The 23,401-nt window shown below is 71.9% G+C and carries 22 protein-coding genes and 1 pseudogene; 9 read left to right on the top strand and 14 right to left on the bottom strand.

Annotated features, from left to right (window positions below; all coding sequences use genetic code 11):
• Positions 1–56 precede the first annotated feature (56 nt).
• Together BMX74_RS31370 and BMX74_RS31365 are read right to left on the bottom strand one after the other, a co-directional pair.
• Complete coding sequence (locus BMX74_RS31370; protein ID WP_091104206.1) at positions 57–719, bottom strand: response regulator; 663 nt, start codon at positions 717–719, stop codon at positions 57–59.
• Complete coding sequence (locus BMX74_RS31365; protein ID WP_236714879.1) at positions 716–2,293, bottom strand: ATP-binding protein; 1,578 nt, start codon at positions 2,291–2,293, stop codon at positions 716–718. Before BMX74_RS31365 ends, BMX74_RS31370 begins: the two co-directional genes overlap by 4 nt.
• Before the next feature lie 147 nt (positions 2,294–2,440).
• Between BMX74_RS31365 and BMX74_RS31360 the strand changes: the two genes are divergently transcribed.
• The 4 genes from BMX74_RS31360 to BMX74_RS31345 all read left to right on the top strand — a co-directional run bounded on the left by BMX74_RS31360 (position 2,441) and on the right by BMX74_RS31345 (position 6,930).
• The gene (locus BMX74_RS31360) at positions 2,441–3,415 is read left to right on the top strand and encodes a tripartite tricarboxylate transporter substrate binding protein (protein WP_091104205.1); all 975 of its coding nucleotides are present in this window, start codon (positions 2,441–2,443) and stop codon (positions 3,413–3,415) included.
• Positions 3,415–3,939 carry a tripartite tricarboxylate transporter TctB family protein gene (locus BMX74_RS31355; protein ID WP_055505188.1) on the top strand — a complete coding sequence of 175 codons (525 nt, stop codon included), beginning with the start codon at positions 3,415–3,417 and terminating at the stop codon, positions 3,937–3,939. Before BMX74_RS31360 ends, BMX74_RS31355 begins: the two co-directional genes overlap by 1 nt.
• Positions 3,914–5,428 (top strand): tripartite tricarboxylate transporter permease, encoded by a 1,515-nt coding sequence (locus BMX74_RS31350; protein WP_055505189.1) that lies wholly within the window; start codon positions 3,914–3,916, stop codon positions 5,426–5,428. The genes BMX74_RS31355 and BMX74_RS31350 overlap by 26 nt, the downstream gene beginning before the upstream one ends.
• Before the next feature lie 143 nt (positions 5,429–5,571).
• Positions 5,572–6,930 (top strand): sensor histidine kinase, encoded by a 1,359-nt coding sequence (locus BMX74_RS31345; RefSeq protein ID WP_256257368.1) that lies wholly within the window; start codon positions 5,572–5,574, stop codon positions 6,928–6,930.
• 6 nt (positions 6,931–6,936) lie between these two features.
• On the opposite strand, the gene BMX74_RS44430 is transcribed toward BMX74_RS31345, so the two are convergent.
• From BMX74_RS44430 to BMX74_RS31325, 5 genes are all read right to left on the bottom strand, one after another.
• Positions 6,937–7,077, bottom strand: coding sequence for a hypothetical protein (locus BMX74_RS44430; protein ID WP_177227578.1), 141 nt, complete (start codon positions 7,075–7,077; stop codon positions 6,937–6,939).
• A 140-nt stretch (positions 7,078–7,217) separates the two neighbouring features.
• Complete coding sequence (gatB, locus tag BMX74_RS31340) at positions 7,218–8,705, bottom strand: Asp-tRNA(Asn)/Glu-tRNA(Gln) amidotransferase subunit GatB (RefSeq protein ID WP_091104221.1); 1,488 nt, start codon at positions 8,703–8,705, stop codon at positions 7,218–7,220.
• A 2-nt stretch (positions 8,706–8,707) separates the two neighbouring features.
• The gene (gatA, locus tag BMX74_RS31335) at positions 8,708–10,198 is read right to left on the bottom strand and encodes an Asp-tRNA(Asn)/Glu-tRNA(Gln) amidotransferase subunit GatA (protein WP_091104203.1); all 1,491 of its coding nucleotides are present in this window, start codon (positions 10,196–10,198) and stop codon (positions 8,708–8,710) included.
• Entirely contained in the window at positions 10,195–10,494 is a 300-nt protein-coding gene (gatC, locus tag BMX74_RS31330) for an Asp-tRNA(Asn)/Glu-tRNA(Gln) amidotransferase subunit GatC (RefSeq protein ID WP_055505193.1), read from the bottom strand. Before gatC ends, gatA begins: the two co-directional genes overlap by 4 nt.
• Before the next feature lie 143 nt (positions 10,495–10,637).
• The gene (locus tag BMX74_RS31325) at positions 10,638–12,710 is read right to left on the bottom strand and encodes a putative bifunctional diguanylate cyclase/phosphodiesterase (RefSeq protein ID WP_055505194.1); all 2,073 of its coding nucleotides are present in this window, start codon (positions 12,708–12,710) and stop codon (positions 10,638–10,640) included.
• 426 nt (positions 12,711–13,136) lie between these two features.
• Here BMX74_RS31325 and BMX74_RS31320 point away from each other — a divergent pair, with 426 nt between their 5' ends.
• Both BMX74_RS31320 and BMX74_RS46750 read left to right on the top strand, forming a co-directional pair.
• Positions 13,137–13,487 carry a GNAT family N-acetyltransferase gene (locus BMX74_RS31320; protein ID WP_218154107.1) on the top strand — a complete coding sequence of 117 codons (351 nt, stop codon included), beginning with the start codon at positions 13,137–13,139 and terminating at the stop codon, positions 13,485–13,487.
• Positions 13,409–13,654: a GNAT family N-acetyltransferase gene (locus BMX74_RS46750; protein ID WP_420538151.1), complete on the top strand. Its 246-nt coding sequence runs from the start codon at positions 13,409–13,411 to the stop codon at positions 13,652–13,654. Before BMX74_RS31320 ends, BMX74_RS46750 begins: the two co-directional genes overlap by 79 nt.
• A 320-nt stretch (positions 13,655–13,974) precedes the next feature.
• Here the strand turns inward: BMX74_RS46750 and BMX74_RS46745 are convergent.
• The 3 genes and pseudogenes from BMX74_RS46745 to BMX74_RS31310 all read right to left on the bottom strand — a co-directional run.
• A pseudogene (locus BMX74_RS46745) lies at positions 13,975–14,142 on the bottom strand (transposase); the annotation flags it as partial.
• Complete coding sequence (locus BMX74_RS46740) at positions 14,076–14,507, bottom strand: transposase (protein WP_420538153.1); 432 nt, start codon at positions 14,505–14,507, stop codon at positions 14,076–14,078. The pseudogene BMX74_RS46745 and the gene BMX74_RS46740, both read right to left, overlap by 67 nt.
• 295 nt (positions 14,508–14,802) lie before the next feature.
• The gene (locus BMX74_RS31310; protein ID WP_091104201.1) at positions 14,803–15,657 is read right to left on the bottom strand and encodes an SDR family NAD(P)-dependent oxidoreductase; all 855 of its coding nucleotides are present in this window, start codon (positions 15,655–15,657) and stop codon (positions 14,803–14,805) included.
• Between the two features lie 145 nt (positions 15,658–15,802).
• Here BMX74_RS31310 and BMX74_RS31305 point away from each other — a divergent pair, with 145 nt between their 5' ends.
• Positions 15,803–16,387, top strand: a complete 585-nt coding sequence (locus BMX74_RS31305; protein ID WP_256257367.1) for a TetR/AcrR family transcriptional regulator — start codon at positions 15,803–15,805, stop codon at positions 16,385–16,387.
• 388 nt (positions 16,388–16,775) lie between these two features.
• On the opposite strand, the gene ligA is transcribed toward BMX74_RS31305, so the two are convergent.
• The 3 genes from ligA to BMX74_RS31290 all read right to left on the bottom strand — a co-directional run bounded on the left by ligA (position 16,776) and on the right by BMX74_RS31290 (position 20,489).
• The gene (gene ligA, locus BMX74_RS31300; protein ID WP_091104200.1) at positions 16,776–18,959 is read right to left on the bottom strand and encodes an NAD-dependent DNA ligase LigA; all 2,184 of its coding nucleotides are present in this window, start codon (positions 18,957–18,959) and stop codon (positions 16,776–16,778) included.
• Positions 18,960–19,026: 67 nt separating this feature from the next.
• Positions 19,027–19,461 (bottom strand): hypothetical protein, encoded by a 435-nt coding sequence (locus BMX74_RS31295; RefSeq protein ID WP_143078820.1) that lies wholly within the window; start codon positions 19,459–19,461, stop codon positions 19,027–19,029.
• A gap of 35 nt (positions 19,462–19,496) precedes the next feature.
• Positions 19,497–20,489 (bottom strand): methionine synthase, encoded by a 993-nt coding sequence (locus tag BMX74_RS31290; protein ID WP_091104218.1) that lies wholly within the window; start codon positions 20,487–20,489, stop codon positions 19,497–19,499.
• 24 nt (positions 20,490–20,513) lie between these two features.
• On the opposite strand from BMX74_RS31290, the gene BMX74_RS31285 reads away from it, so the two are divergent.
• A complete protein-coding gene (locus BMX74_RS31285) occupies positions 20,514–21,143 on the top strand; it encodes an MBL fold metallo-hydrolase (RefSeq protein ID WP_055505201.1) in 630 nt (209 codons plus the stop codon).
• Positions 21,144–21,146: 3 nt separating this feature from the next.
• Here the strand turns inward: BMX74_RS31285 and mnmA are convergent, their stop codons facing one another.
• Positions 21,147–22,205: a tRNA 2-thiouridine(34) synthase MnmA gene (gene mnmA / locus BMX74_RS31280; RefSeq protein ID WP_091104196.1), complete on the bottom strand. Its 1,059-nt coding sequence runs from the start codon at positions 22,203–22,205 to the stop codon at positions 21,147–21,149.
• Between the two features lie 137 nt (positions 22,206–22,342).
• On the opposite strand from mnmA, the gene BMX74_RS31275 reads away from it, so the two are divergent.
• Positions 22,343–23,392, top strand: coding sequence for a DUF695 domain-containing protein (locus BMX74_RS31275; protein WP_055505203.1), 1,050 nt, complete (start codon positions 22,343–22,345; stop codon positions 23,390–23,392).
• The last annotated feature ends 9 nt before the right edge of the window (positions 23,393–23,401 follow it).

The raw sequence follows: 23,401 nt of genomic DNA, 5'->3' as shown, positions 1-23,401 counted from the left end.
GCAACAGTAAGGCACGGGGATCGGCATATGTCACGAGAAATGAACACGGAAGTATGTCAACCTAGCCAGCGATAGCGATGCTCCGGCCGTCCCGCCGTGCCGTACCTGGGGCGGAGCTCCGCCTGCCCCGCCGCGCACAGGTATTCGAGATAGCGGCGGGCGCTCACCCGCGACAGCCCGGTGCGCTCGGCCGCCTCGGCCGCCGACAGGTCGCGGCCCGCCTCCCGCAGCGCCTCGGCCACGAGCGCGCACGTCGCCGCCGACAGCCCCTTCGGCAGCGGCGCCGCCGCCTGGGGCGTGCCGAAGAGCCGGTCCACGTCGTCCTGGCGGGCCTCGGGGCCGATGGCGGTGAACCGCCTGCGGGTGTCGGCGTACTGGCGCAGCCGCTCGGCCAGCGCCGCCGCGGTGAACGGCTTGATCAGGTAGTTCACCGCGCCGCCGCGCATGGCCTCCCTGACCGTCGGGACGTCCCTGGCGGCGCTGACGACGAGCACGTCCAAGCCGGTCAGCTCCTTCAGCACCGCCAGGCCCGACATGTCGGGCAGGTAGATGTCGAGGAGCACCAGGTCGGGCCGGAGCTCCGCCACGGCGGCGAGCGCCTCCGCCCCGCTGTGCGCCGCGCCGGCCACCCGGAAGCCGGGCACCCGCGCCACGTACCCGGCGTGGATGCGCGCGACCATGAAGTCGTCGTCCACCACGAGCACCCTGACGTCGCTCACCGCAGGGCCCCCGCCCTGGCGGGCAGGAACGCGGTGAACACCGCTCCCCCCGCCGCTCCCCCCGCGTCACGTACCTGCACCCAGCCGCCCCTGCGCAGGCACGCCTGCCGGGTGAGCGCCAGCCCGAGCCCGCGCGGGCCCGAACGGGCCGCCTTGGTCGTGAAGCCCTCCCTGAAGACCTCCTCCACCAGCTCAGGCGTGATGCCGGGCCCCGAGTCGCCGACGCGGACCCGCAGGCCGTCGGCGCCCGCCCGCACCGACACCTCGACCGTCCCCTCCTGGCCGTCCAGCGCGTCGATCGCGTTGGCGACCAGGTTGCCGACCACCAGCACGGCGTCCTGCGGGTCGCCGAGCACGCCCTCCGGCACCTCGGAGTCCTCCGAGAGCACCAGCCTCGCGCCCCGCTCCGCCGCCTCCGCCGACTTGGCCAGCAGCAGCGCGGCCAGCGTCGGGTCCTGGACCCGCTCGCGCAGCCCGGTCGCGTACGCGCCGTGCGCCGTGCGGTTGATGAAGCCGATCGCCGCCTCCTGCTCGCCCAGCTCCAGCAGCCCGAGCACCGTGTGCATGCGGTTGGCGAACTCGTGCGCCTGCGCCCGTAGCGCCTCGGTGGCGCTGCTCGCCGCGTCCAGCTCGCGGGCCAGCCGCGTCAGCTCCGTACGGTCGCGCAGGGTGACCACCCAGCCGCGGTGCCTGCCGCGCACCTCGACCGGCGTCCGGTTCAGCACGAGGATCCTGTCGCCGTGCAGCACCACCCGGTCCTCGCCCGGGTCCGCGCCGCCCAGCACGTCCCGCATCCGGTCGGAGACGGGCATCCTCGTCAGGTCCTCGCCCACCTCGCCGAGCAGCTCACAGGCGGCGTCGTTGACCAGCGTCACCCTGCCCTCCAGATCGAGCGCGAGCACGCCCTCCTTCACTCCGTGCAGGACGCCCTCGCGCTGCTCCAGCAGCGCGGCGATCTCCCGCGGCTCCAGCCCGAACGTCTGCCTGCGCACCCTCACGGTGATGAGCGCGGCGAGCGCCAGCCCGGCCAGCAGGACCGCGAGCGCCGTCCAGAGCAGCGGCGGCAGCGCGCCCGCGAGCTGCCCGGTGACGGTCGTCTGCAGCACGCCCACCGAGACCAGGCCGATGACGTTGCCGTACTCGTCGCGGATGGGCGCCTTGCCCCTGACGGTGGTGCCGATCGTGCCGGTCTCGGTGCCCACCCAGCTCCTGCCCGTCCTCAGCACCGCGGTGCCGTCGGTGGACAGCCGCTTGCCGATGAGCGTGGCGTTCGGGTGGGCGTAGCGCGTCTGCTCGCTGTTGGCGATCACCACGTAGTCGGCGCCGGTCTCGCCCTGCACGCTCAGGGCGAGCGGCTGGAGCACGGTCTCGGGGTTCTTCAGCGTGAACGCGGCTCTGACCTGCGGGAGCGCGGCCACGGACTGGGCGATCGCGAGCGCGCGCTGCTGGTGCAGCGCGTCGAGCTGCTCGCGCGTGTGCCGCGCCCACACACCCGCCGTGCCTCCGACGGCGAGCAGGACGATCACCGTCTGGAGCACGAAGAGCTGGGTTCCGAGGGAGGCGTCCCGTCTCACGCTGGCCATGGAAACAAAGCCAGGTCACGGGCAGGTCGCGACCAATACGACCACTATGACGGCAACCGCGCAAACCCTCGACGCGCACGGGCCGGCCGCCTCACCATCCAGTTTCCACGACGTGAAATCCCCCCACTGGAGTCGATCATGCGTGTACGCATATTCGCCGCCGTCGCGGCCATGTCCGCGCTCGCCCTCGCCGGATGCGGCGGCGGAGGCGCGGGCGGCTCGGCCGCCTCGGGCACCCTGCGGATCATGGCCCCCGCCTCCCCCGGCGGCGGCTGGGACCAGACGTCCCGCACCGCGGAGCAGGCGCTGAAGTCGGCCGCGCCCGACCGCAAGGTCGAGGTGTACAACGTGCCCGGCGCGGGCGGCACCATCGGCCTCGCCCAGCTCGCGGGCGAGAAGGGCAACGGCAACCTGCTCATGACGATGGGCCTGGTCATGGTGGGCGCCATCGAGCAGAACAAGTCGAAGGTCACGCTGGCCGAGACCACGCCGATCGCGAAGCTGACCGAGGAGTACGAGATCGTCGTCGTGCCCGCGGACTCGCCGTTCAAGACGCTGGCCGACCTGGTGGCCGCGTGGAAGGCCGACCCGGCGAAGGTGTCGATCGCGGGCGGCTCGGCCGGCGGCACCGACCACATCGTGGCCGGGCTCATGGCCAAGGCCGCGGGCGTCGACCCCAAGCAGGTCAACTACATCGCGCACTCCGGCGGCGGCGAGGCGCTCAACGAGCTGCTGGGCAGCAAGGTGAGCGCGGGCGTGTCGGGCGTCGGCGAGTTCGCCGAGCACGTCAAGTCCGGCAAGCTGCGCGCGCTCGGCGTGACGTCGGCGCAGCGGCTGCCCGACCTGGACGCGCCCACCCTGAAGGAGGGCGGACTCGACGTGGAGCTGGCCAACTGGCGCGGCTTCGTCGCCCCCGGCGGCCTGTCGGACGCCGACAAGAAGACCCTGACCGACCTGGTGACGAAGATGCACGACTCGCAGGCGTGGAAGGACGCGGTGGCCAAGAACGGCTGGATCGACTCGTTCCAGACGGGGCAGCAGTTCGCCGACTTCCTCTCCGCCGAGACGGCCAGGGTCAAGGGCGTCATCGCCGAACTGGGCGTCGTCTCCTGATGTCCGCGCCTGACGTACGGGAGAAGCGGCGGTGGTGGCGGCCCGAGCTGGGGCTCGCGCTGCTGGTGCTCGGCCTCGGCGTGGTCGTCGTCCTCGGCACGCTGGACGTCTCCGCCGCCGCCTCCCGGCTGGGCCTCGGCCCGAGGTTCTTCCCCACGCTGGTGGGCGGCGCGATGATCCTCATCGGCCTGTTCTACGTCGCGGACGTGCTGCGCGGCGGCCGGGGCGACCCCGAGGAGAGCGAGGACATAGACCCAGACGCGCCCGCGGACTGGCGCAGCGTCGGGCTGGTCAGCGGCGTCTTCCTCGGGTTCACCGCGCTGCTCAACCTGGTCGGCTGGATCGCCGGCGCCGCGCTGCTGTTCTTCGGCCTGTCCGTCGCGCTCGGCGCCGAGCACAAGGTGCGCGCGGCGCTGCTCGGCGCGGCGCTCGGCGTGGGCACGTACCTGCTGTTCGTCAAGGGGCTCGGCGTGTCGCTGCCGGCGGGAGGTGATCTGAGTGGAATCGTTCCGTCTGCTGATTGACGGGTTCGGCGGCGCGCTGACGCCGGTGAACCTCATGTACGCGCTGATCGGCGTGACGCTCGGCACCCTCGTCGGCGTGCTGCCCGGCATCGGGCCGGCGATGACGGTGGCGCTGCTGCTGCCGGTCACCTTCACCGTGCCCCCGACGAGCGCGTTCATCATGTTCGCCGGCATCTACTACGGCGGCATGTACGGCGGCTCCACCACGTCCATCCTGCTCAACACGCCGGGCGAGTCGTCCTCCATGATCACCGCGCTGGAGGGCAACAAGATGGCCAGGCGCGGCAGGGCGGCGCAGGCGCTGGCGACGGCGGCCATCGGCTCGTTCGTGGCGGGCACCATCGCGACCGGCCTGCTCGTCGTGGCGGCGCCCGCCGTCGTGGCCTTCGCCATCTCGTTCGGCCCCGAGGACTACTTCGCGCTGGCGCTGCTCGCGTTCACCGCGGTGTCGTCGGTGCTGTCGCGCTCGGTCGTGCGCGGCCTGGCGTCGCTGGGCCTCGGCCTGACCATCGGGCTGATCGGCATCGACCAGCAGACCGGGCAGGCGCGCCTCACGTTCGGCGTGCCGCAGCTCCTCGACGGCATCGACGTGGTGATCGTCGCGGTGGGCCTGTTCGCGGTCGGCGAGGCGCTGTACGTGGCGTCGCGGCTGCGCCACACCCCGCCCGAGGTCGTACCGGTCGGCAGGGCGTGGCTCGGGCGCGACGACTGGCGCAGGTCGTGGCGGCCGTGGCTGCGCGGCACCGCGCTGGGCTTCCCGTTCGGCGCGCTCCCCGGCGGCGGGGCGGAGATCCCCACCTTCCTGTCGTACGCCGCCGAGAAGCGGCTCGCGCGCGGAGTCGCCCGGGAGGAGTACGGCAAGGGCGCCATCGAAGGGGTGGCCGGGCCCGAGGCGGCCAACAACGCCTCGGCCGCGGGCACGCTCGTCCCGCTGCTGACGCTGGGGCTGCCGACGTCCGCGACGGCCGCCATCATGCTGGCCGCGTTCCAGCAGTACGGCCTGCAGCCGGGGCCGCAGCTCTTCGACCACAACCCGGCGCTGGTGTGGAGCATGATCGCGTCGCTGTTCATCGGGAACACGATGCTGCTCGTGCTGAACCTGCCGCTGGCGCCGCTGTGGGCGCGCGTGCTGCGGGTGCCCCGCCCGTACCTGTACGCCGGGATCGTCCTGTTCGCCGCGCTCGGCGTCTACGCCCTGAACGGCACCGTCGTGGACCTGGTCGTGCTCTACCTGCTCGGCCTGCTCGGGTACGCGATGCGCAGGTTCGGGCTGCCCGTCGCCCCCGCCGTGATCGGCATGATCCTCGGCCCGATGGCGGAGATCCAGCTCCGGCGGGCCCTGGCCATCGGCGCGGGCGACCCCGCCGTGCTCGTGGGCAGCCCCACAGCCGTGGTGCTGCTGGCGCTGGCCGCGGCGGCACTGCTCACCCCCGTGGTCAGGACGGTGCTGGGCCGCAGGAAACTGCTGCGCACCTCCCGGGAGGACTGACCCGAGGCGGGCGGCGGCCCACCCCGGCCACCGCCCGCCCGAGGCCGCGCGGGCTGGGCGTTTTGTCGCAATTTGTCCGGCGGCTGTCTCCGTCTCTAACCAACCGACCCTAGCGTGAGCTGTGAGGAAGGTGGCGAGCGACGGTGATCCTGCTGCGGAACCGGTCCGTGCGCACGCGGCTGACGCTGCTGTCCAGCGCCGTGATGGCGCTCCTGTGCGCCGGGATCTCCGCGCTCGTCCTCGCCGGTGTGCGCGACTCCGCCGCCCACCGGCAGACCGACGAGGTCCTCCACGACGCCGTGCTGCGGGTCGCCCACCAGATCACGCGCGGCCGGCCGCTGCCCCGGGTGATCAGAAGCGAGGAGATCGACGTCCTCCAGGTCGTGGGGCCCGACGGCCGGGTCGTCGCCGCGGCCGAGCCGATGGCCGGCAGGCCCAGGATCTCCGCCTTCACCCCGCCGGAGGAAAACCTCCAGGTCCACCGCACGGTCTGCGACGCGCCCGGCTTCCACGACACCTGCATGAACGTCGTGTCCATGCGCCTGCGCACCCCCAGCGGACACTGGACCGTCTACGGCGCCGAGCCCGTCGTCCCCTGGTACGTGGACCACCTGCTCATGGCCACGCTCGTCGGCGGCTCGCTGCTGCTCGTCGGCGCCACCACGATCGGCGCGTACCGCACGGTCGGCAGGACGCTCGACCCGGTCGAGGCCATCAGCGGCGAACTACAGGAGATCACCTCCACCGACCTGGAACGCCGGGTGCCGGTGCCCGGCCACCACGACGAGATCCAGCGTCTCGCCCTCACCGTCAACCAGACCCTCGACCGTCTCCAGGCCGCGGTCGAGCGGGAGCGCCGGTTCGCCTCCGACGCCTCCCACGACCTGCGCAGCCCCATCACCGCCATGCGCACCCAGGTCGAGGAGGCGCTGCTGCACCCGGAGGACGCCGACTGGCCGTCCATGGCGCGGGCCCAGCTCGCCGGCCTCGACCGGCTGCAGGCCATCGTCACCGACCTGCTGGCCCTGTGCCGCATGGACGCCGGGGCCGCGAGCGCCGACCAGCCGCTCGACCTCGGCGAGCTCGTCGGCGCCGAGCTGGCCAGGCGCGTCCCGCAGAAGGCCGTCGTCACCGACATCCGGCCGGGCGCCGTCGTCACCGGCGACCGGCTGCAGCTCATCCGGATGTTCACGAACCTCGTCGACAACGCCGAACGCCACGCCGCCTCCAGCGTGGCGGTCGAGGTGCGGCCCGAACGGGGCCAGGTCGTGCTCGAAGTACGCGACGACGGGCCCGGCATCCCCGTCGAGCAGCGCGAGTACGTCTTCCAGCGCTTCACCCGGCTGGACACGGCCCGCAACAGGGAGACGGGCGGCACCGGCCTCGGCCTCGCCATCGCCCGCCAGATCGCCGAACGCCACCACGGCACCCTCGCCCTGGAGGACTCCCCGTGCGGCGCCCGCTTCGTCGCCCGCCTCCCCCTCGCCCCTGCGCCCCCCTGACGCCGCTCAGCGCGACGAGGTGATGGCGTAGTCGGTGAACGGGCCGCAGGCGGAGAACCCGAGGCGGCGGTAGACGGGTTCGCCGTCCGAGGACATTCTGGCCAGGAGGTCGAAACCCTCCAGAACGGGGCCTTTCGTGGTGCTCATGAGAGCCATCCCATCACGTGCCTTCACCGGCCGCCGGATCAAGCCGGGACCGATGCCTGAGGGGAAGCGAAGACCCCGCCACCGGTGGGACCGGTGACGGGGCCCGTGCCGACCGTCGAACGCGGCCGTGCGCCTCGGCGCTACTCGGAGACGCCCAGCTTCTCCAGGATGAGCGCCCGCGCGCGGGCCGCGTCGGCCTTGCCGCGGCTGGCCTTCATCACGCCGCCCACCAGCGCGCCCACCGCGGCGATCTTGCCGGAGCGCACCTTCTCGGCGGCGTCGGCGTTGGCCGCCAGCACCTCGTCGATCATGACGAGGAGCTCGCCCTCGTCGTTGACGATCTGCAGGCCGCGCCGCTCGACCACCTCGTCGGGCGAGCCCTCCCCGGCCAGCACTCCTTCGAGCACCTCGCGGGCGAGCTTGTCGTTGAGCGCCCCTGACGCCACCAGCTCGGTGACCCGGGCGATCTGCTCCGGCGTGATCGGCAGGTCGGCGAGCGCGATGCCGCTCTCGTTGGCCCGCCGCGCCAGCTCGCCCATCCACCACTTGCGGGCGTCGGCGGCCGGCGCGCCCGCCGCGACCGTCGCCTCGACCAGGTCGATCGCGTCGGCGTTGTGCATGGCGGCCATGTCCAGGTCGGACAGCCCCCACTCGGACTGCAGCCGCTTGCGCTTCACCGACGGCAGCTCGGGCAGGGCCGCCTTCAGCTCCGCCACCCAGGCCGGGTCGGGCGCGATCGGGACGAGGTCGGGCTCGGGGAAGTAGCGGTAGTCCTGCGCCTCCTCCTTGGACCGTCCGGACGTGGTCGTGCCGGTGTCCTCGTGGAAGTGCCTGGTCTCCTGGATGATCTTGCCACCCTCGGAGAGGATGCCCGCCTGCCGCTCGATCTCGCTGCGGACAGCGCGCTCGACGCTGCGCAGCGAGTTGACGTTCTTCGTCTCCGTACGGGTGCCCCACTCGGACGAGCCGCGCGGCATGAGCGAGACGTTCACGTCGCAGCGCAGGGAGCCCTCCTCCATGCGTACGTCGGAGACGCCCAGCGACCGCATGATCTCGCGCAGCTCGGTCACGTACGCCCGCGCCACCTCCGGCGCCATCCGGTCGGTGCCGGGGATGGGCTTGGTGACGATCTCGACGAGCGGGATGCCCGCGCGGTTGTAGTCGACGATCGAGTAGTCGGCGCCGTGGATGCGACCGGTGGCGCCGCCGACGTGCGTGGACTTGCCGGTGTCCTCCTCCAGGTGCACCCGCTCGATCTCGATGCGCACGGTCCTGCCGTCGACCTCGACGTCGACGTAGCCGTCGAAGCAGAGCGGCTCGTCGTACTGCGAGATCTGGTAGTTCTTCGGCATGTCCGGATAGAAGTAGTTCTTCCGGGCGAAGCGGCACCACTCGGCGATGGAGCAGTTCAGCGCCAGGCCGATGCGGATCGTGGACTCGATCGCGGTCTCGTTGGCCACGGGCAGCGAACCCGGCAGCGCCAGACAGGTCGGGCAGACCTGCGTGTTCGCCGGAGCGCCGAAGGCCGTCTTGCACCCGCAGAACATCTTCGACTTGGTGCCCAGCTCGACGTGCGTCTCCAGGCCGAGCACCGGCTCGAACTTCTCGAGCGCTTCGTCATAGACCATGGTCATAGCGACGGGGCCTCCTTCAGCAGCGGGCCGCCCCAGCGGCTCTCCAGCGCCTTCTCGACGGCGGCGCCCACCCGGTAGCAGCGGTCGTCGGCGAGGACCGGCGCCATGATCTGCAGGCCGACCGGCAGGTTGTCCTCGTCGGCCAGGCCGCACGGCACCGACATGGCCGCGTTGCCCGCCAGGTTGGACGGGATCGTGCACAGGTCGGCGAGGTACATCGCCATGGGGTCGTCGGCGCGCTCGCCGATCGCGAACGCCGTGGTCGGCGTGGTCGGCGAGACCAGGACGTCCACCTGCTGGAACGCCGCGTCGAACTCGCGCGAGATGACCGTGCGGACCTTCTGCGCCTGCCCGTAGTAGGCGTCGTAGTAGCCGCTCGACAGCGCGTACGTGCCGAGCATGATGCGCCGCTTGACCTCGGGGCCGAACCCGGCCGCCCGGGTCAGCGCCATGACCTCCTCGGCGCTGCGGGAGCCGTCGTCGCCCACGCGCAGGCCGTAGCGCATGGCGTCGAAACGCGCCAGGTTGGACGAGCACTCCGACGGCGCGATCAGGTAGTACGCGGGGAGCGCCGTCCTGAACGACGGGCACGACACCTCGACCACCTTGGCGCCGAGCGACTCCAGCAGCTCGACCGCCTCGTGGTAGCGGGCCAGCACGCCCGCCTGGTAGCCCTCTCCGCCGAACTCCTTGACGACGCCGACGCGCATGCCGGCGATGTCGGCCTGCCTCGCCGCCTCGACCACGCTCGGGACGGGCGCGTCGATCGAGGTGGAGTCGAGCGGGTCGTGGCCCGAGAACGCCTCGTGCAGCAGCGCCGCGTCGAGGACGTTCCTGGCGAACGGCCCCGGCGTGTCGAGCGAGCTGGCGAACGCGATCAAACCGTACCTGGACGAACCACCGTACGTCGGCTTCATGCCGACGATGCCGGTGACCGCGGCGGGCTGCCGGATCGAGCCGCCCGTGTCGGTGCCGGTGGACAGCGGCGCCTCGTACGCGGCGACGGCCGCGCTCGACCCGCCGGACGACCCGCCGGGCACCCGCGACAGGTCCCACGGGTTACGCGTGACGTGGTAGGCGGAGTTCTCCGTGGACGAACCCATGGCGAACTCGTCCAGGTTCGTCTTGCCCAGGATGACCAGGCCCGCCTCGCGCAGCCGCGCGGTGACGGTCGCGTCGTACGGCGGGCGCCATCCTTCGAGGATCTTCGACGCGGCCGTGGTGGGCATGTCGCGCGTGGCGAAGATGTCCTTGTGCGCGATCGGGACGCCCGCCAGCGGGCCGAGCCTCTCGCCCGCCCTCAGCCTGGTGTCGACGGCCCTGGCCTGCTCCAGCGTCACCTCACGCTCGACGTGGAGGAACGCCTGGACCTTGGGCTCGACCTCGACCATGCGGTCGAGGTGCGCCTCGGCCACCTCGACGGCCGACACCTCGCCCGCGGCGATCATCGCGCCCAGCTCTGCGGCGGTCTTGCTGATCAGACTCATGCCTCCTCCCCGAGGATGCGCGGCACCCGGAAGCGGTCGTCCTCGACGGCGGGCGCGCCGGACAGGGCTTGCTCGGGCGTGAGGGACTGTCGCACCTCGTCGGCACGGAAGACGTTTTTCAGCGGAAGCGCGTGCGACGAGGGCGGCACGTCCTCGGCGGCGACCTCGGCCACCTTCGCGACCGACTCGATGATGGCATCGAGCTGAGTGGCGTAGTGGTCGAGTTCGTCGTCGGTGAGCGCCAGCCGGGACAACCGGGCCAGGTGCGCGACCTCGTCGCGGGTTATGGCGGACATGAGTCGTTGAACCCGTTTCGTGGATGGAGTGTGGACACTGTCATCCTAGGGGCCTTGACGCAGCGCGACCGAACCGTTAACGCGGCGGTAACCCCGCAACACCCCACACCCCCGCCGGACGCCTGCCCGGCCTCCCTCCGAGGTCACGCGGAGCGGCTGACCTCCGGGCGGTAGCCGTACTCCGACTCCGGGCCCGACCCGAACCTCTCACGCAGCCAGCCCGTCGCCTCCGCCGCCGGCATCGGCTCGCAGAACAGCCACCCCTGGCCCAGGTCGCAGCCCATCTCGGCCAGCCGGATCGCGACCGCGTCCGACTCCACCCCCTCGGCCACCGACCGCAGCCCCAGGGACCGGACGAGGTCCACGATCGAGCGGACGATCCTATCGTCGTCCTGCGAGTCGGCCAGGCGGCGTACGAACGAGGAGTCGATCTTCACCTCGGACACCGCCAGCCGCTGCAGCCGGATCAGCGACGAGTACCCGGTGCCGAAGTCGTCGAGCGCCAGCGGGACGCCGAGCGCGGCCAGCGCCTTGATCGTCTCCTGCGTGTAGGCCTGGTCGCCGGTCAGGATGCGCTCGGTCACCTCCAGCTGGATGGCCGAGGGCGGCAGGCCGAACCTCCCCAGCCCCACCTCCAGCTGCTCGGGCAGCGCGGACCCGAGCAGGTCCCGGGCCGAGATGTTGACCGAGATCGGCACCCGCAGCCCCGTGTGCCACCACCGCGCCAGCTGCTCCAGCGCCGCGTCGATCACGTACGCCGTGAGCTGCCGCATCAGGTACGACTGCTCCGCCAGCGGCACGAACTCCGACGGCGGGATCAGCCCGTGCACCGGGTGCCGCCAGCGCAGCAGCGCCTCCACCCCGTGCACCGACCCCGTCGCGAGCGCCACCTTCGGCTGGTAGTAGAGCTTCAGCTCGCCGCCGTCGAGCGCGCGGCGCAGATCGCCGAGCAGGTTGAGGCGTTCGGGCGAGTTGCGGTCCTTGTCGGGCTGGTAGAGCTCGACGCCGGTACGTGCCTCCTTGGCCAGGTACATCGCCACGTCGGCCCGCTGGAGCAGCAGTTCGAAGTCGGGCGCGTGGTCGGGGAAGAGCGCGATGCCGACGGAGCCGTCCAGGTCGAACGACATGCCCTCCAGGCGTACCGGCTCGGTCAGCGCGGCCCGCAGCCTGGCCGCGACCTCGCGCGCCGCGTGGGCGTCCCTGATCGACGGCAGCAGCACGGCGAACTCGTCGCCGCCGAGCCTCGCCACGACGTCGCCTGGACGTACGGAATGGGTGAGCCGGTGCGCCACCAACTGCAGCAGCCGGTCGCCCACCGGGTGCCCCATCGTGTCGTTGACCTCCTTGAACCGGTCGAGGTCGATGAGGAACAGGCCCACCCGTTCGCCCTGGCGGGCCTCCGCCAGCGCCTCCTCGGTGCTCACGATGAGCAGCTTGCGGTTGGGCAGGCCGGTCAGCTCGTCGTGCAGGGCCTGGTGGTCGCGGCGCATCGACAGCGTCGCGGTGAAGTAGACGGCGGCGAGCGGCGCCACGAACAGCGGCACCAGCCCCGGCGAGTGGTCCATGACGACGACCACCAGCGGCGCCAGGCCGAGGAGCGCCGTGTAGACGAGGCTCTGCGGGCCGACCGTGGCCCTGAGCACACGCGTGATGGAGCGGCGCTCGTGCAGCGCCACCGCGCCGCACACCAGCGTCGCCCGCGTCGCGAAGTACGCCACGCCGGCCAGCCCGATGGGGACGATGTCACTCCCGGACGGCACCCACGGCACCCCCGGGCTGGGCGACACGCCGAACAGCCCCAGCACGACGGCGGCGGCGGTGAGCGCGAGCGTGGACTGCGCGATGTTGAACATCACCCGGTGCCACGCCTTGCGCGTGACCACCCCGTTCATGCCGACGGCCACGGCCTGCATCAGCACCGCGACCGGCAGCCCGAAGTGGAGCAGCACGGCGAACGTGAACATCGTCGACGGGTACGTCCCGCCCACGGCGGTGGCGGACGACACCATCACGGGCCTCAGCTCGCCGAGGACGACCAGCACGGCCAGCACCCAGAACAGCGGGCCACGGGCCAGTTGCACCAGCCCGGCCACGTCAAGCCTGATCATGGCCACGACCAGCGCGGTGAAGCCGACAACGGTGATACCGGCGAGGAACGCCCACAGCGGCGTCCCCACGCGCGGGCCTGTGTCGCGGGTGTCGGTTGGGTCAGCCATCGGTAACAGAACCCCCATTAGGTCACTATGGGAGGGTACGACCTTCACCCCACTTCGCGAAACCAAGCGCGTACGTTCCGTCACTTCTCCTTTCGGACATATACCCAAAATCACCGCACGTAGCTACCACATTCCCCTTCGTGAAACCCGAACGACCTCCACGGCGCTCCTTCGATCCACTGCACCTGAGCCGGGCCAGGCCGCCGCTCTGAGAGCGCGTTCGGGAAGGGGACTGATAACGGCGTGCCGTCTCGCCGCCGTGACCGCTGTCGTGTCGCGATCATGGTCGGGGGTCCCGCGAACGCCGCCACCCCTCCGATCCGATGCGTTTCCGCCCCGAGGGCGCGGCGGGTCTTACGTCATGACGAAGGGTTCGTGGCGTCTCACGCTCCCAGCCCGGACCGCCGCGCGGGATAGCCTTGCCGGATGCCCGAGCTCCGGCGTCTCCGCCTCGACCATGCTCCTGCTCTCCTCACGTTCGAGAAGGAGAACCGGGCGTATTTCTCGGCGTCGATTCCCGACCGCGGCGACGGCTGTTTCGCGCGATTCGATGAACGGCTCGCCGCCCTGCTCGCAGAACAGGCCGCCGGGGTGTGCTACTTCCATGTGCTCGTGGACGATCGGGGCAGGGTGGTGGGGCGCGTGAACCTGATCGACGTGGCAGACCGCTCGGCCGAGCTGGGGTACCGGATCGCGGAGTGTCGGCCGCCGGACGGGGCCTGGCCACACGCGCGGTTCATCAGGTCTGCGTCCTGGCCGCGACGGAGTACGGCCTGACCACCCTGTGGGCGGGTACGACATTGGACAATGCCGGTTCGCGAGCCGTTCTCGGCCGCACGGGCTTCGTCCCCGTCGGCGAGACGGTGTTGGACGGCCGCCCGGGGCTTCGGTACGAACGGCACCTGGAGCCGAGTTCACGCGCAGAGCACGATCGCGGCGTGTGACGCCGCGCACGAATGGCCTCGCCCGGCCTCACTGCCCAGGTCGACCGATTGAGCGCCCGTGCCTGCTGATGTGCGGCGGCGCGCCCACGAGTGAGACGCCGGGCCACTCCAGAGATCGCCGCCCCCGGGATCATGGGCTCCGAGGTGGCGGGCTGGCGCTCGTGGTCGCGAGCCGGACGGCGGCGGCGGCCAGCCAGGCCGGCGAGCGTTCCACGACCCAGCGGCGGGCGATCACAGCGAACCCGATCTGCCCAGGCGCTTTGTCGCACGATGTGCAGCGTGGTGTGCAGGATCCGCTGACTCCACTCGACCGGAGCTCCGGCGAAGCCGTCGTCGGCGAACACGAACCGGATCGGGGTGACCAGGTACCCGCTGAGCAGGGTCGTCTCGGCTCCGTCGCGGTCTTGGACTGAGGCCGCCATTACGCACACGACCAGCAGCAGGCCGAGGGTGTCGGTGACGATGAACCGATTCCGACCGTTGATCTTCTTGCCCGCGTCACACCCTCACGACTCGCGGCCGACGGTGTCGGCGCCCTGACGCTCTGGGAGTCGATGATGCCGGCCGAGGGCTCCTCAGCCCGCCCCTGCGCCGTGCGGACGCGTCGCCTCAGGCTCGCGAGGACCTCCTCGGTGACCTTGGCTTTCTCCCAGCGGACGAAGTACCAGTAGACCGTGCACCAATAGACCGTGTACCAGTAGACCGTCTGCCAGGGCGGGAGGTCGAAGGGCAACTGCCGCCAGGCGCACCCGGTGCGGACCACGTACAAGATGGGGTCCACGATGTCGCGGCGCGAGTGCTTCTCCGGCCGCCGGTGTTCTGGGCCGGGAGAAGCGGCTCGATCAGCGCCCATCGAGCGTCGGTCAGATCGGAGGGTAGCCGCGTTCGCGGGGCACCCAACCATGATCGCGACGACAGCGGTCACGGCGGCGAGACGCGCACACCGTCATCAACCCTTCTCAAACACGCTCTGAGTGGCGGATCGCATGCCGGCCGGTGGCCGGCATGCGATCACGTCAGGGGCGGGTGTCGAGTCGTTCCCGGACGGCGAGGTCGGCGAGCCCGGCACGCGGGCCTGGGCAGGACCGCGACGGCCGGGCCCGCCGTGATCTCGACGCGGGATCGGTCACGTCAGTGCCGGGGAGGGTTCAGAGCGCGGCCTGCTGGTCGGCCTTGCCGTGCGCCTCCGCCGAGAGGTCCTGCCAGTCGGCCCACGTCTTGAGCCGGTCGGCGTACGCCTGCTGGATCATCGGGTAGAAGCCCTGGCCGAACAGGATCCGCAGCGGCGGGTTGTCGGAGTCCACCAGCTTGAGCAGCGCCTGGGCGGCGGCGGCCGGGTCGCCGGCGGGCTGCTTGCCGGCGATGGCGCCGAGGCGCCGGCGGAGGCCGTCGTAGGCCGGGTCGGGCTGAGCCATGTGGCCGTTGTTGAGCGGGTCGGGGTTCTTGCCGGAGCGGGTGGCGAAGCCGCCGGGCTCGATGATGGTCACCTTGACGCCGAACTCGGCGACCTCGCCGGCGAGGGCCTCGTTCAAGCCCTCAAGGGCCCACTTGGAGGCGTGGTACGCGCCGCCGAGCGGCATGGCGATGAGGCCGGCGGCCGAGGACAGCTGGATGATGTGCCCCGAACGCTGCTCGCGCAGGTGGGGCAGCGCCGCCTGGATCACCCATACCGCGCCGAACAGGTTGGTCTCGAGCTGAGCGCGCAGTTGCTGCTCGGTCAGCTCCTCGACCGCGCCGACCTGGGCGTAGCCGGCGTTGTTGACGATGACGTCCAGCCTGCCGAAGTGCTCCGCGGCCCGCCGCACGCTCGCGAAGACGGCGGCCTTGTCGGTCACGTCCATCTGGAGCGGGAGCACCGCCTCGCCATACGTGGCGGCCAGTTCTTCCAGGTCGGCCACGGTTCGGGCGGTCGCAGCCACCCGGTCGCCGCGAGAGAGGGCGGCCTCGACGAAGTTGCGGCCGAGACCGCGGGACGAACCGGTGACGAACCACACCTTGCTCATGATGTCTTTCCATTCCGTTGTCGCCTGTTGACCAGGCATACGAGCCAGGAGCGACACGGTACGTGCCGTGCCGCTCGTGGCCCAGAGTGACCCAGATACCTTGCCCCTGTCAACACGGCACGTGCCGTTTCGCTAAGCTTGCGGCATGACGGACCACCCCACCCGTACCGACGACCGCACCAAAACGATCATGCGAGCCGCCCTCGACCTGGCCCGCGAGCTCGGCTATGCCAAGCTCACCATCGAGGCGGTCGCGGCCCGCGCCGGCGTCGGCAAACACACCGTCTACCGCCGCTGGCCCTCCCGGGGTCTGCTGTTCCTCGACGCCGTCCTCAGCCTGAACACCTCAGGCCTGAACCACCCCGACACCGGCGACATCGTGGCCGATCTACGCGTGGTCATGACCAGGGCCGCGGACCTGCTGGGCCAGCCACCGTGGGGCCCGCTGTATCAGGACCTCATCGGCGAGGCGCAGCACGACCCCGAGGTCGCCGCCGCGCTCAGCCGGCGTTTCATCGAGCCTCAGACCGCCGACACCCTGTCCCGCCTCAAGACCGCCAAAGAGCAGGGGCAGCTCGCCCCCGATTTCGACCCGGAGCTGGCGTTCGAGATCTTGTCCGGCCCCTTGTACTTCCGGCTGCTGATCACACAACAGCCGGTGACACACGACTACATCGACCGCGTGCTCCAAGCGGTCTTCTCCGGGATGGCCCCCAGAACGCAAGCGTGATCCCGAACGACGAGGAGCTCGCGAAGGAACTCGTCGAAGGTGCCGAGCAGGTGGAACCGCAGGCGGCCGGATGGCGCGAACGTGCCGCTGCCCCGCCTGAATACCAGGACGTCGAGCTCGCGGAGACGCGGCAGGTCCGGTGGGTGGAGATCCCTCGCATTTCCGGGAGGGGCACGCCTCACGAGGGGCCGGTGACGGTTTCCCCACCGGCTGGCGGGTCGCCGCGGTCACGCAGAAGGCACCGTCGACCTCGCGCTGTGCTCCCGCCCCGCCGCCGGCTCCCGCCCCGCCGCCGGCGGCCGCGCCGCCCCTGGCGCCCGCCGCGCCGCGCCTGCGGCCTGGTGCCGTCGGTCGGCGGCGCGGTGGCCGGGCGGAGGGGCCGTTCCGGTCAGGATTCCGGGGTGGTGGACAGGGCCGTGGCGGCTTCCGGGCCTTCCTTCAGGAGGGCGTCGAAGGCGGTCTCGTCCAGGATCGGTACGCCCAGCGACACCGCCTTGTCGTACTTGGAGCCGGCGTTCTCCCCCGCCACCAGGAAGGACGTCTTCTTCGACACCGAGCTGGCGACCTTGCCGCCCCGGCTGGTGATCGCCTCGGACGCGCTGTCGCGGGTGTAGCCCTCCAGAGTGCCCGTGACCACCAGGGTGAGGCCGTCGAGGATCTGGGGGCCCTTCTCGGGGGCGGGTTCGTCCTCCATGCGGACCCCGGCCGCCCGCCAGCGCTCGATGATCTCGCGGTGCCAGTCGACCTCGAACCACTCCTTGACGGTGGTGGCGACGATGGACCCGATGCCCTCGACGGCCGCGAGCTCCTCCTCGGAGGCGTTCATGACGGCGTCGATCGAGCGCAGGGCGTCGGCCAGCGCGCGGGCGGTGGGCGGCCCGATGTGCCGGATCGACAGGGCCACGAGCACCCGCCACAGCGGCGCCTGCTTGGCCTGCTCCAGTTCGGCGATGAGCTTGCGGGCGTTCTGGCTGGGCTCGCCGTTGAGGTTGGAGAAGAAGGAGACGACCTTCTGCTCGCCGGTCTTCGGGTCGATCTTGGGCAGGCCGGTCTCCATGTCGCGGACGATCGACCGGATGGGGATGAGCTGCTCCAGCGTGAGGTCGAACAGGTCGGCCTCGGTGCGCACCACGGGCTCCTGCGGCGGCAGGGGCTGGGTGAGGGCGGTGGCGGCGACGTAGCCGAGCCCGTCGATGTCGAGGGCGTAGCGCCCGGCCGCGAAGTAGAGCCGCTCGCGGATCTGGGCGGGACAGCCTCGGGCGTTGGGGCAGCGCAGGTCGGCGTCGCCCTCCTTCTCGTACGCCAGCGCGGTGCCGCACTCGGGGCAGTGGGTCGGCATGACGAACTCGCGCTCGGACCCGTCGCGCAGCGCGGCGACCGGCCCGACGATCTCGGGGATGACGTCGCCCGCCTTGCGCAGCACCACGGTGTCGCCGATGAGCACGCCCTTCTTGACGACGATCGCGGCGTTGTGCAGCGTGGCCCGCTCGACGGTGGACCCGGCGACGACGACCGGCTCCATCACCGCGTACGGGGTGACCCGCCCGGTGCGCCCGACGCCCACCTGGATGTCGAGCAGCTTGGTGTTGACCTCCTCGGGAGGGTACTTGTACGCGATCGCCCAGCGCGGCGCCCGCGAGGTGGACCCCAGCTCGCGCTGGAGCCGGAAGTCGTCGACCTTCACGACCACGCCGTCGATCTCGTACGCCGGGTCGTGCCGGTGCTCGTGGTAGTGCTTGATGAACTCGTTGACCTCGGTGAGGCTGCCGACGACCCGGTAGAGGTCGCTGACGGGCAGGCCGAAGTCGCGCAGCCGCTCGTAGACGTCGGACTGCGCCTTGGGCTCCGCCGCGCCCTCCCACACGCCGATGCCGTGGACGATCATGCGTAGGGGGCGCTGCGCGGTGACGCGCGGGTCTTTCTGCCTGAGGGTGCCGGCGGCGGAGTTGCGCGGGTTGGCGAAGGGCGGCTTGCCCTGCTCGACGAGCTGCTCGTTGAGCTTCTTGAAGTCGGCGACCGGGATGTAGACCTCGCCGCGCACCTCGACCAGGCTCGGCACGTCGTCGCCCTTGAGGCGGTGCGGCACGCCCTTGATGGTGCGGACGTTGGCCGTGACGTCGTCGCCGGTGCGGCCGTCGCCGCGGGTGGCGGCGCGCTCCAGCTTGCCGTCGCGGTAGACGATGGCGATGGCCAGGCCGTCGATCTTCAGCTCGCACAGGTAGGGGCCGGGGTCGCGCTCGGCGAGCCGCTCGGCGCGCGCCTGCCAGGCGGCCATGTCGGCGTCGTTGAAGGCGTTGTCGAGGCTCTCCATGCGGTTGAGGTGCTGCACCTTGGCGAAGTCGCCCGAGATCGGCGCGCCCACCTTCTGCGTGGGGGAGTCGGGGGTCTGGAGCGACGGGTGCCGCTCCTCCAGCGCGACGAGCTCCCTGAACCACTCGTCGAACTGGGCGTCGCTGACGGTGGGCTGGTCAAGCACGTAGTACCGCCAGCGGGCGTCCTCGACCAGCTCGCTCAGCTCGGCGTGGCGCTTCAGCACGGCCACGGGCACGCCTTCGACGCTCGGCTCGCTCACCGCAGGGTCTCCTTCCTCACGACGACCTGAGCAAACGCTACCGCCGAGCACCGACAAGAACGGCCTGTCAGCCGCCCTGGGCCCACATGGCTTCCCAGCCGGAGCACCTGCCGGTGATCTTCTTGGCCGTGCCGCGGCAGACCTTGCCCTCGACCTTGAGCATGTAGCCGCTCGGGAAGGTGAACGACAGCGGCTTGGCGTCGGAGCAGTTGCGGTACGTCTTGTGCCCCCAGCCGCCGGTGTCCTTGTACCAGCGGAACTTCACCCAGGAGCAGCCCGGCCGGCCGGGGAGGTCGTACAGCTTGCCGCTGACGGTGAAGCCCGGCCGGTCGAGCACGACCTTGCCCTTGGCCATGCCCGCCCGGTCGGACGAGTGGATGGCGCCCCAGCTCCACGTCTCGGGGTTGGCGGAGGCGGAGGAGGTGGAGGCGAGGGCCGGAACGGCGAGGGCGGCCGCCGTGACGATGGCGGCGGCCCCGACCGCCAAGGTACGAAGAATCATGAAAACGACGGTACCGAGGCCGCTTGCAGCCCGGCTTAGCCCCCTTGCATGCCGCTTGCAGGGTCGTCCCTGAGCACGCGGGCGGCCTTCCTGCACGCCGCGAGCGCCGCCTTCACGTACCCGGGCGAAGCTCCCGCCAGGCCGCACGCCGGGGTCAGCACCGCGCGGCCGGACAGCGACTCGGGGTCGAACCCCAGCCGCCGCCACAGCTCCAGCGCGGGCTTGGCGACCACGCCCGCGTCGGGCAGCCGGGTGTCGCGGCCGGGCACGACCCCGAGGAACAGGGTCACGCCCGCCTCGACGGCCTCGCCGACGGCGTCCTCGTCCCTGCGCCGCAGCAGGGAGGCGTCCACGGAGATCCCGCGCACGCCCGCCCTGCGCAGCAGCGCGAACGGCACGGACGGCGCGCAGCAGTGCACCACGGCGTCGGGGAACAGCCGCAGCGACTCCTCGACCCGCCACTCCTCGACGGCGGCCAGCCGCCCGAACCCCGACGCGGTGGGCACGGTGCCCGCGAGCACGCCGGGCAGGCCGGGCTCGTCGAGCTGGAGCACGATCTCGGTGACGCCGGGCAGCCGCCGCCGCACCTCGGCGCAGTGGTCGGCGACGCCCTGGGCCAGCGACTCGGTCAGGTCGCGCACCGCGCCGTGGTCGGAGAGCATCTTGTCGCCGAACTTCAGCTCGACCGCGCCCGCCAAGGTCCACGGGCCGCACACCTGCAGCTTCAGCGGGCCCGCGTAGTCGTGCGCGATCTCCTCCAGGCCGTCGAGGTCGCGCCTGAGGTGGTCGACGGCGCGCCGGTGGTCGCGCCCTGGCCTGTCGGCCAGCCGCCACCCGGACGGCTGCACCTCGACGGGCAGGTCGACCAGCAGCCCCGCCGTCCTGCCGATCATGTCGGCGCCCACGCCCCTCGCGGGCAGTTCTGGCAGGTACGGAAGGTTCGGCACCTCGCCGAACACGACCCGGATCGCTTCGAGATGATCGTCGCCAGGATGCGATCCGACCCCGGTGGCTTCCCACGTAGACATGAGCACAAGCGTAGGCTCTGCCGGATGAAGCTCACGAAGCACACGCACTCCTGTGTACGGCTGGAGAAGGACGGCAAGGTCCTGGTGATCGACCCGGGTACGTTCACCCGTGAACCGGTGCTCGACGGCGCCGACGCGGTGCTCGTCACCCACGAGCACTTCGACCACGTGGACGTCGAGCGGCTGAAGGCGGCCGGGCCGGGGATCGAGGTGTGGACGTGCCAGGGCGTGGCCGACGCGCTGGGCGACGTGCCCGCCGGGGTCCACGTGGTGCGCGCCGGCGACGCGTTCGAGGCGGCCGGTTTCTCGGTGAAGGTGTTCGGCGAGTGGCACGCCAAGAACCACCCCGACGTGCCGGTCGTGCAGAACGTCGGTTTCATGGTGGACGACGAGGTCTTCTACCCCGGCGACGCCCTGACCGTCCCGGGCGTGGACGTGCCCACGCTGCTGGTGCCGACGAACGCGCCGTGGATGAAGCTGCTGGAGATGGTGGAGTACCTGCGCGCGGTGCGGCCCGCGCGGGCGTACTCCACGCACGACGGCCTGCTCAACGACGTCGGCCTGACGCTGGTGGACAACTACCTGAGGATGGAGTCGGACAAGCAGGGCGCGGACATGCGCCGCCTCGCCCCCGGCGACTCGGTCGAGCTCTGAGGCTCAGGCCGCCGAGACGATGGTGGCCGAGCCGATCACGGTGGGGCCCGAGTAGAGCACGGCCGCCTGCCCCGCGGCGACGCCCGTAGCGGGGCGGTCGAGCTCGACGGTGAGCCCGCCGTCGAGCTCCTCGAACCGGCACCCGTACACCTCGCCGTGGGCGCGAAGCTGCACCGTCAGGTCGTCGTGCGCCCGCGGCCCGTTCCAGACCGGTGCCCCGCAGGTGATCGTGGTGACCTCCAGCGCCGCGCGGGGGCCGACCGTGATCGTGTTGGACACCGGCTCGATCGACAGGACGTAGCGCGGCCTGCCGTCGGGCGCGGGACGGTCGATGCGCAGCCCCTTGCGCTGGCCCACGGTGAACCCGTGGGCGCCCTGGTGGCTGCCCACCACCGCGCCGGTCTCGTCGACGATCGGCCCCTCGGCGGAGCCGAGCCGGTCGGCGAGGAAGCGGCGGGTGTCGCCGTCGGCGATGAAGCAGATGTCGTGGCTGTCGGGCTTGTCGGCCACGGTCAGGCCGCGCCTGGCGGCCTCCTCGCGCACCTCGGCCTTCGTCGAGTCGCCCAGCGGGAAGATCGCGTGGCTGAGCTGCTCGCGGGTGAGGACCCCCAGCACGTACGACTGGTCCTTGGCGGGATCGACGCTCCTGGACAGGACGCCGTCGACGAGCCTGGCGTGGTGGCCGGTGGCCACGGCGTCGAACCCGAGCGCGAGCGCCCGGTCGAGCACCGCCGCGAACTTGATCTTCTCGTTGCAGCGCAGGCACGGGTTGGGGGTGCGGCCGGCGGCGTACTCGGCCACGAAGTCCTCGATGACGTCGCGCTGGAAGCGCTCGGCCATGTCCCAGATGTAGAAGGGGATGCCGATGACGTCGGCGGCGCGGCGGGCGTCGCGCGAGTCTTCGATCGTGCAGCAGCCCCGGGCGCCCGTGCGGTGGGATTGGGGGTTGGCCGACAGGGCCAGATGCACGCCAGTGACGTCGTGGCCCGCCTCGGCGATGCGGGCGGCGGCCACGGCGGAGTCGACGCCGCCCGACATGGCGGCAAGCACACGGAGTCCCATGACGTCTCCAGCGTACTGGCCGCGGCGCAGTGCGTGCGGTGCCCCCTCGGCGCCCATCGGCGCCCATCGGCGCCACTGCCCCCCGCGGCTGCGGCGCGAGTGCGCGACCGGACCCCGGGTCTGGGAGGATGCAGGCCATGCGACTGTTCGGGCGCGAGCACGACAACGAAGAGGCCGTTCGGCAGGACGACGCGGTCGCCGCGTTCTGGGCGTGGTGGCAGGAGTCCAGGCCGCGCGTGGAGGCGCTCGTCGCCGCGGGCGACAAGGAGGGGCTGGCCGAGCTGCTGGCCCCCGCGGTCGGGGCGGTCCACCCCGGCCTGGTGTGGGAGGTGGCGCCCGGCAGGAGCGCCGTGAACGCGCTGGTGGTCACGGCGGCGGGCGACGCCGAGCTGCGCCCGCTCGCGCACCGGTGGGCCGGGGCCGCGCCCGCCGCCGACCTGATGTGGGAGTTCCACCCCTCGCGCCGGCCCGACCCGCAGCCGGCGGGGCTCTCGCTCGACGTGGGCGGGTTCACGTTCGGGCTCGACAAGCTGGTGCTGGGCCTGCGCGTGCCCAGGGGCAGCGACAGGGTGGACGTGTCCGCCTACCACCCGATCTTCTCCGAGCTGGACGAGGAGACCCGGACGGAGGCGACCCTGCTCGCGCTCGACCGCATCCTGGGCGAGGACGAGGTGGCCAGGTGGGTGGGCGAGATCACCCCGGCCACCGCGGCGCCGATCGACGCCGTGGCGGCCGCGTACCTGCCCGCCGTGGTGGCCGACGTGGCGTCGGGCGCCGGCGAGGACCAGTGGCTGCTGCTGGAGGGTCAGACCGGCGACGGCGCGCCGCTCGTCGCGGCCGCGCGCCATCCGCTGCGGCCCGTCGACCACCCGCTGCTCGACCAGCACGTCATGATCACCCTCCCGTACGCCCACCATGACGCGGACGGCCTGCCCGCCGGCGCGTCCGAGGAGGCGCTGCGGGCCTTCGACGAGCGGCTGGGCGCCCTGCTCGCGCCGCGCGACGACGCCCTGCTGGCCGCGCACCTGAGCGCGCAGGGGCACCGGGTCGTCCACGTGTACGCCGACTCCAGGAGCGACGCCGCCGCGCGGGTGGGCGAGCTGGCCGCGCGGTGGAAGGAGGGCAAGGCCGTGGTGGACGTGGAGGCCGACCCCGCCTGGGCCGCGGTCTCGGCCTTCATGAGCTGACCCCCGGGG

Origin of the sequence: Nonomuraea pusilla, assembly GCF_900109355.1 — a bacterium.
In the GTDB taxonomy this organism is placed as follows: Bacteria; Actinomycetota; Actinomycetes; order Streptosporangiales; family Streptosporangiaceae; genus Nonomuraea; species Nonomuraea pusilla.
The sequence above is the reverse complement of the archived record's forward strand: the minus strand, read 5'-3'. Positions and strand labels throughout refer to the sequence as shown.